7 protein-coding genes are annotated in these 7,280 nt (G+C 68.8%); 5 read left to right on the top strand and 2 right to left on the bottom strand.

Annotation, left to right across the window (positions count from 1 at the left end; translation table 11 throughout):
* The first annotated feature begins 205 nt into the window (after positions 1–205).
* The 4 genes from HV826_RS35690 (at position 206) to HV826_RS35675 (ending at position 5,371) form a co-directional block, all read left to right on the top strand.
* A complete protein-coding gene (locus tag HV826_RS35690) occupies positions 206–1,786 on the top strand; it encodes a bifunctional 3-(3-hydroxy-phenyl)propionate/3-hydroxycinnamic acid hydroxylase (protein ID WP_176421478.1) in 1,581 nt (526 codons plus the stop codon).
* Positions 1,787–1,873: 87 nt separating this feature from the next.
* Positions 1,874–2,275: a BlaI/MecI/CopY family transcriptional regulator gene (locus HV826_RS35685; RefSeq protein ID WP_176421477.1), complete on the top strand. Its 402-nt coding sequence runs from the start codon at positions 1,874–1,876 to the stop codon at positions 2,273–2,275.
* Positions 2,272–3,888, top strand: coding sequence for a transglycosylase SLT domain-containing protein (locus HV826_RS35680; RefSeq protein ID WP_176421476.1), 1,617 nt, complete (start codon positions 2,272–2,274; stop codon positions 3,886–3,888). Before HV826_RS35685 ends, HV826_RS35680 begins: the two co-directional genes overlap by 4 nt.
* Positions 3,889–4,033: 145 nt before the next feature.
* Positions 4,034–5,371 (top strand): calcium-binding protein, encoded by a 1,338-nt coding sequence (locus HV826_RS35675; protein ID WP_176421475.1) that lies wholly within the window; start codon positions 4,034–4,036, stop codon positions 5,369–5,371.
* 186 nt (positions 5,372–5,557) lie between these two features.
* Here HV826_RS35675 and HV826_RS35670 read toward each other — a convergent pair whose 3' ends face one another.
* Positions 5,558–6,319 (bottom strand): outer membrane beta-barrel protein, encoded by a 762-nt coding sequence (locus tag HV826_RS35670; RefSeq protein ID WP_176421474.1) that lies wholly within the window; start codon positions 6,317–6,319, stop codon positions 5,558–5,560.
* A gap of 173 nt (positions 6,320–6,492) precedes the next feature.
* Between HV826_RS35670 and HV826_RS35665 the strand changes: the two genes are divergently transcribed.
* On the top strand, positions 6,493–6,663 hold the full coding sequence (locus HV826_RS35665; RefSeq protein WP_176421473.1) for a hypothetical protein: 171 nt from the start codon (positions 6,493–6,495) through the stop codon (positions 6,661–6,663).
* Positions 6,664–6,673: 10 nt separating this feature from the next.
* On the opposite strand, the gene HV826_RS35660 is transcribed toward HV826_RS35665, so the two are convergent.
* Positions 6,674–7,280, bottom strand: a 607-nt coding sequence (locus HV826_RS35660; protein WP_255217579.1) for a TetR/AcrR family transcriptional regulator, incomplete at its 5' end; no start/stop codon positions are given.

Genomic DNA, 7,280 nt, shown 5'->3' with positions numbered 1-7,280 from the left:
GCGGGGCCCTAAGGTAACACGTTCGCCGAAAACCTCCGTCACGGGTAGGGATTGCCCCAGCGGTGACAATTTTTGCGTGTGCTTTTTCCGTCACACGGCAGCTCGCCGCTCTGAGCGGATGGTGTTCCAGACTTCCGGACCCGTCACACCGTGGTCACACCTGATTCGTTATTAAAAATGCCAGACATTGCCCCAGGAGGCATCCATGGGTTGTGACAGTCAGCAGTCGGACGCGCAGGTGGACGTCATCATCAGCGGGTGTGGTCCGGTGGGGGCGTTGACGGGCAACCTGCTGGGTCTCATGGGTGTGCGCACCTTGCTGCTGGAGCGGGACGTGACGCCGCACGGCGAGCCCCGGGCCTTTTCGTGCGACGACGAAGGCCTGCGCATCTACCAGTCCACCGGACTGTTGGATTTGCTGCAAAGCAACATGCGGGAAAGCCGTTTCGCGGAGTACGTGGGCGGCACGGGCAAGCGCTTCGCGGAGATTCACACCGGCGAGACGGACTTCGGCTTCGGGCACACGCCGCTGTGGTTCTTCCACCAGCCGCTGCTGGAGGGCGCGCTGCGTGACGGGCTCAACCGCTTCGAGCACGTGGAGTTGCGCAAGGGCGTGAGTGTGGAGGGGGTGGTGCAGGACTCCGACGGGGTGACGGTGCGCTACCGCGATTCGCGCACCGGGGAGCAGCGCTCCATCCGCGCGAAGTACCTGCTGGCGTGTGACGGGGCGCGCAGCGGCGTGCGCAAGGCGATGGGAATCCCGATGGCGGGGCGGGCCTACGGCGAGCCCTGGCTGGCGGTGTCCGGCACCGTGGTGGAAGGGGACGTGCCGGAAATCTGCCGCTTCGTGTGCGACCCGAAGCGCCCGGCCTTCGTGGCCACCGGCGCGGTGAACCAGATTCGCTGGGAGTTCATGATGATGCCCGGCGAGACGCGCGAGCAGCTGGAGAAGTCAGAGACCATCGCCGAGCTCATCGCGCCGTACGTGGACCCCAAGCGGGTGCGCATCGAGCGGGCGCAGGTCTACACCTTCCACTGCCTCAACGCGGCGCGTTGGCGCCACGGCAACGTCTTCCTGCTGGGCGACGCGGCGCACACCATGCCGCCCTTCATGGGGCAGGGCCTGGTGTCGGGGATGCGGGATGCGTCCAACCTGGCGTGGAAGCTGAAGCGCGTGCTGCACGGGCAGTCCTCCGCGTCGCTGCTGGACACCTATGAGCAGGAGCGCCGGCCGCACGTGGAGGCGGTGCAGAAGCTGTGTGTCCGGGTGGGGCACCTGTTCCTGGCGCGCAACCCCTGGGTGGCCTCCGCGCGTGACGCGCTGCTGCGCACCCTTCAGCGCATCCCCCGGGTGCGCAAGTTCATCGAGGGCTTCGAGTTCAAGGAGGCCCCGGCGCACGCGAGCGGCTACTACTTCGGCGACAAGAGCGAGTACTTCATCCAGCCGCGCGTGAAGCTGCCGTCGGGCGAGGAGGTCCTGCTGGACGACACCCTGGGCAATGAGTTCACGGTGCTGTGCCGGGGCAACGCGCCGTCAGCGGAGCGGGAGGCGGCGCGGGAGCTGGCCGAGTCGCTGGGGGGCCGGATGCTGACGTTCCATCCTCCGGCGGAGGCGGTGGACGGCGCTGGCGAGGGCGCGCCCGCCGTGGTGGACGTCACCGGGAAGCTGGCGGACTGGTTCTCCAAGCACGCCGCGGACGTGGTGGTGCTGCGGCCGGACCGGTTCGTCTACGGCGCGGTGCAGTCGCGGCGCCTGCCGGAGCTGCGGGAGGCGCTCGGTGTGTAGGGAGGGCGCTTCCGTCCGTGAGCAACTAATTTGTTAGTTGATTAAGAACTAATCTCTTAGTAGTTTGCGTGTCACGGAGGTTCGCTCGTGACTCGCAAGCCTGAGCCCGAAGTGGCTCCACGGCCGTTGACGCCGGTGGAGTTGGAGTTGATGCACCTCGTCTGGCGCCTCGGTGAGGTGAGTGTGGCGGACGTGCTCGCCGCGCTGCCGCCGGAGCGCGCGCTGGCGTACACGTCCGTGTCCACGGTGCTGCGCATCCTGGAGCAGAAGGGCGTGGTGGAGAGCCGCAAGCAGGGCCGTGGCCACCTGTACTCGGCGGTGTTGCCGCGCGAGGCCTATGAGGCGCAGAGCGTGCGCCACCTGGTGGAGACGGTGTTCGACGGCACGCCCTCCGCGCTGGTGGCGCGGCTGGTGGAGGCGGTGCCCCTGTCCGCCTCGGAGGTGGACCAGCTCCGCAAGCTGCTCGACGCGAAGGGGCGCAAGCCGTGAGCGCCGCGCTGCGGGAGCTCGCGTCGCTCTATCTGACGCAGGCGCTGCTGCTCGCCGTGGCGCCGCCGCTGGCCTGGCTGGCGCTGGCGTTGCTGTCGCGGCTGGGCCGTCCCTTGTCGGCGCGGCAGTCCTCGAGCGTGGCGCGTGGCGTGTTGCTGCTCGTGCTGGTGCTTCCATGGCTCGCCGTGGCCGTGCACGCGCTGATGCCCACCGGGCCCCGCTTCACCTTCGAGCGCTCCGTGGCGCGCCACGCGGGCCGGCTGCCCGCGCCCTTGTGGGAGCCGCCTCCGGTGGCAAAGCCTGCTTGGGTGCGGGAGGCCGCGCCCGCCCTGCCGCCCGTGCTGCCCGCGGCGGCGCTGGCGCTCCTGGTGGGAGGCGGCGCCTTCATCACCTGGGCGCTGGCGCGGCATGCGCGCTTGCTGCGCCAGTTGGAGTCGCTGCCTCGCGTGCGCGGCGTGGGGCGTGTCGCCGTGGTGCTGGGCGAGGCGGGCATGCCGGCCTTCTCCGCGTGGTTTCCGCGCGCCGGGCGTCAGCCCTCCGCGTGGGTGGTGGTGCCGCCCGCGCTGCTGGAGGACGCGGAGTCCTTCCGGCTGACGGTGCTTCACGAGCTCCAGCACCACCGTCAGCGCGACACGCACCGGGCCTTCGCGCGGCTCGTCCTCACGGGCGCCTTCTTCTGGCACCCGGGCGCCCATGGCTTGTCCCGGTGGATGGCCGCGCTCCAGGAGTTGGCGTGTGACGAAGCGCTGGTGGCCGGTGGCCGCGTCCAGGCGCACGCCTACGCGCGGTGTCTGCTTCAGGCGGCGCTGACGCTTCCGCTCAAGCCGTCTCTTCCCGCCGGAGCCACCGGCATGTCCCACCCCACCACCCGGAGAATCCAGATGCTCTTCCAGCCTCGTCCCGCCCGTGCCCAGGGTGTTTCCTCGCTCCTGGCCGCGCTGTGTCTCGTCCTGGTGCCGCTCGCGGCGCTGTCACAAGGCGTGGCGCAGGGCCGCGCGGTGACGCTCGTGGAGGCGCAGGCGCTCGCCCGATCCAGCCAGCCGGAGGGAGATTTGCCGGTGGTGGTGGACGCGCACGTGCTGGCGCGGCTCAACACGCTCACCGGTTCGGAGAAGGGACGCGCGTTCATGAAGCGCGCGCTGGCCAACCTGAAGACACACCGGGAGGCGCTCTCCGCGCCGCTGCGCGCGCGGGGGCTGCCCGAGGGGCTGCTGGCCGTGGCCGTCGTTGAATCCGCCGCGACGAACATGCCGGAGGCGGATGGTCGGCCCTCGCTGGCGCCGGGCATGCGCGGCGCGGGCGTGTGGATGTTCATCCCGGAGACGGCGCGGCGCTACGGCTTGGAGGTCAGCGAGGCGCGCGACGAGCGGCTGGACGTGGCGCGGGAAAGCCAGGCCGCCGCCTCGCTGCTGTCGGACCTGCACGCGCGTTATGGCGACTGGCGGCTGGCCCTCGCCGCGTACAACCAGGGGGCGAAGAAGGTGGATGCGGCGCTTGCCGCGGGCGGCAGCCGGGATGCCACGGTGCTCATCGACGCCGGGCAACTCAATGACTACGCCGCCACCGTGCAGGCTGGGCTGCTCATCCTGCGCAACCCGCACCTGTTGGACTGAGGTCGACCGCGCGTTGATATGAAATACTCAAAATACACTTTACTCCCGGTGTGACAGGAGGGTAATTCCTGCATGTCGCGGCGACGTGCCAGACCACGAACCTTGAATCAGGGGGCGTGAAACAGTCGCAGAGGGGGAAGTCCACATGAAACGTTTACAGTTGACGCATGGCGTCCGGGGCGCCGTGCGCGCGATGCTATCTCAGCAGGGGCTCCAGGCGCTGGTGCTGGCCTTGGCCATCGTGGTGCCATGGAGTGCCTCTGGCCAGGCGATGACGCTGCCAGGGATGAATCTGACCCAGCACTGCCAGACGCTCTATGGCTCCACCGCGTTCTCGTATCTCCAGCAGCCCAATCCCACGGCCTTCAGCTGGAAGTGCTGGCACCAGAGCCAGGCCAAGTCCATGGACCTCAACCGGGCGTGCCGGGACCAGTACAAGCACTATGTCGATGGCGTGGAGATTGAAGAGGGCTACGAGGCCGCGTACCAGAACTACAGCGACCCATACTCCTGGTATTGCGTGCTCAGAAACAAATACGCGACGGCTCAAGTCCCCAGCTACAAGCCTGAGCTCTATCTGTGGAAGGGGCGAAACATCGCGTTGCGGACGCCTGACCGGACGACCTGCACCACGCCGCAGATTCAGCACATCGTCACGGGAATCGACAAGGGCGTCGACTTCTATGCCGAGGTCACGGGAGATGACCCGCCGCAACACCTCCACTACGACGAGCTGAACAGCCTCGCGGTGCTGCCCAGCGGAGCGGCGCTGCCCTGTGTCGGCGTGGCGTGCGGCTACCGTGGATTTACCGGCGTGGAGTTCAAGTTCGAGGTGTTCCGGGACCAGATGTGCCCCGACGCCGCGGCGGGGGTCCATGACAGCACGCCCTACTACGAGCTCGGCCGGAACTACTGGTTCTATGAAACCAAGCTCTCCTCGAACGAAGCCAACTACGGCCACAGCATCCGGACGGGCTATGCGGTGGCGATGCGGTTCCTGGCCATGAGCTACGAGGGCCTGTCGGGCAACAGCGCGCACAATACGCTCTACACCCAGATTCTGGGCCTCGTGGACACCTACCGGACGACCACGGTGGCCTGCGGCACGTCGGGGGCCACGACGACGCCCACGACGCCCGGCGGCTCAACGTGCTACCGCTATGACTGGTCGAACACGCTGCGGGCCAACAGCGGCCTCGCCGGACGCAACTCGACGGACCTGTTCGCGTCCATCGTCTTCCGGCTGCACCGGCAGCACGGCTGGAACTTCATCAACAATGTCTGGAAGGAGGCGGCGACGCTCTCCAACGTCACCAGCCCGTTCCATGCCGCGGACAACTTCGTCTTCGCCGCCAGCCGGGCCGCGGGCGTCAACCTGGCGGACGTCTTCCAGTATTCGTGGCGGTGGCCGCTGAGCAGCAGCGCTCGCACGCAGCTCCAGAGCGAGCTCGGCTCCCCGGTCAGCGTCACGCCGTATCACTGACGTCCGGCTTCGTGGTGACGAGGCCCCCGCCCGCTCCGGTGGGCGGGGGCCTCATGGATTCACGGTGGGCCATGGCTCCCGAGGTGGCGCGGTATTGCCACGCAGGGGCGTGGGCGCTGCTGGCGAGGTGGGCGCTCACGGCGGGTGCGTGGGGCGGTCCCCCTCATCCGCGGGCCAGTGCTCGCTTTAGAAGCGGAACTGCATCCGCACGCCGCCGGACAGCCAGGCGTGGACCGCCTTGTCGTCGATGCTCTCCGACGCGGACTCGGAGATGTCGCCGAGGATGGGCACGTTCTTCGTCTCCAGGCTGGCGGTCGCCGTCTGGTAGACGCCGACCGCCAGCGACAGGTAGGGCCCGATGGAGAACGTGTCGTTGACGCGGTAGTCGGCGCCGCCCTGGACGGAGGCGAACTCGATACCGCGCACGCCCGCGCCGATGGTGGTCTCCATGTCTCCCTCGCTCGCGGAGAGCTTCGTGTCGAGCAGCTCGTAGCCGATGCCCAGGCCCAGCCAGGGCATGAGCTTCTCACTCGCGAAGAAATGGTAGGCCGCGTTGATGCCGAAGCGCATCTGGTTGGCGGAGCAGCTGAGGTCGGCGCCGCAGTCTTCGGCGAGGAACACGGGCGCATACTGGAAGTAGGCACCCAGGGAGACGTTCGAGTTGAAGAAGTAACCCACGTCCACCTGCAAGGGGATGGCGCCGCTGTACGCGTCACGCATCTTGGGGCTTTCGCCCCGGTCGGAACCCACGGCGCTTCCCAGCGGGAGGCTGTAGCCAGCGCGCAGCCCCAGCGCGAAGCCCCGGTCCTCTCGCGCCTGTTCGAGCGCCTCGGTGCTCTTGACCTCCTTGCGCCGGAGGTTGCCGTCGTTGCGCCAGTCCGCGGCGAAGGCGGGGGCGGACAGGGTGAGGGAGAGCGCCGTGAGCTTCCAGAGCGTGCGAGTCATCATGATGAGGAGGGTGTCCAGCGAGAGGAAGGATCCGCCGTTACGGTGGATGTGCCTTCTGACGCGAGCCCGCCTGGAAGATTCAACGGTGGGCAACCCGCCGTGCAGCCGGACCCTGTCGCGCATGCGAGGCGTCCCCAAACTTGAAGGGACTCCCCGCGCCATGGAGGCCAAGAATGAAGGGGCTGTTCTACGTGGGCCTGGGGCTGCTCGCGCTCTGGGTCGTGCTCACGGTGACTCGCGTCGTCGTGGGCGGCTTGCTATGGGTCGTCCTCCTCGCCGGTATCGCCGCGCTGGGGGTGTACGCGTTCCAGGTGGCGTCGGGCCGCAGGCACCTCCGCGGGTAGCCGCCCGTCCTCACGCGCCGGAGGCACTCCCCAGCATCCGCAGCGCCAGCTCGGCGTGCGTGGCCGCCAGGGTCTCCACCGCGATGGGGCCGTCCGGCTCGAACCAGTGGGGGATGCGCGAGCCCATCCCGATAATCGCCGCGGCGGTGATTGCGGGATGGAGTGGGGAGAAGTGTCCCTGGGCCATGCCGCGCTGGATGGCGTCCATCAACATGGCGGAGGCCCTGTCTCGCAAGGCTTGCGCGGGCGCCGCCAGCTCCGGTGTCAGCGCATAGAACTCCTCGTTCACCACCAGCGCGAGCTGCGGATGCTCCGCGTGGACGCGCGTGTGCGCATGAACCAGCGCGCGCACCTGGGCCACGGGCGTGGGCTGCGCGCCCTGCAGCGCGGACTCCAGGGCCTCGAAGTGGGCCTCGTGGCCAATGCGCACCAGCTCCGCGAGCACGTGGTCCTTGGCCGCGAAGTGGGCGTACAGCGCGCTGGGCCGCAGCTCCAGGGCCGCGGCCAGGTCCCGAATGGACGTGTCGTGATAGCCGCGGCTCGCGAAGAGCTGCAGGGCCGTCTCCAGGATGCGCCGGCGCGTGCCCTCGGGGGGCGCCGCCGCCGTGGGGGGGAGG

Origin of the sequence: Myxococcus sp. AM010 (assembly GCF_013372585.1) — a bacterium.
Lineage (GTDB): Bacteria > Myxococcota > Myxococcia > Myxococcales > Myxococcaceae > Myxococcus > Myxococcus vastator.
This window is presented reverse-complemented; position numbering and strand designations above follow the sequence as displayed.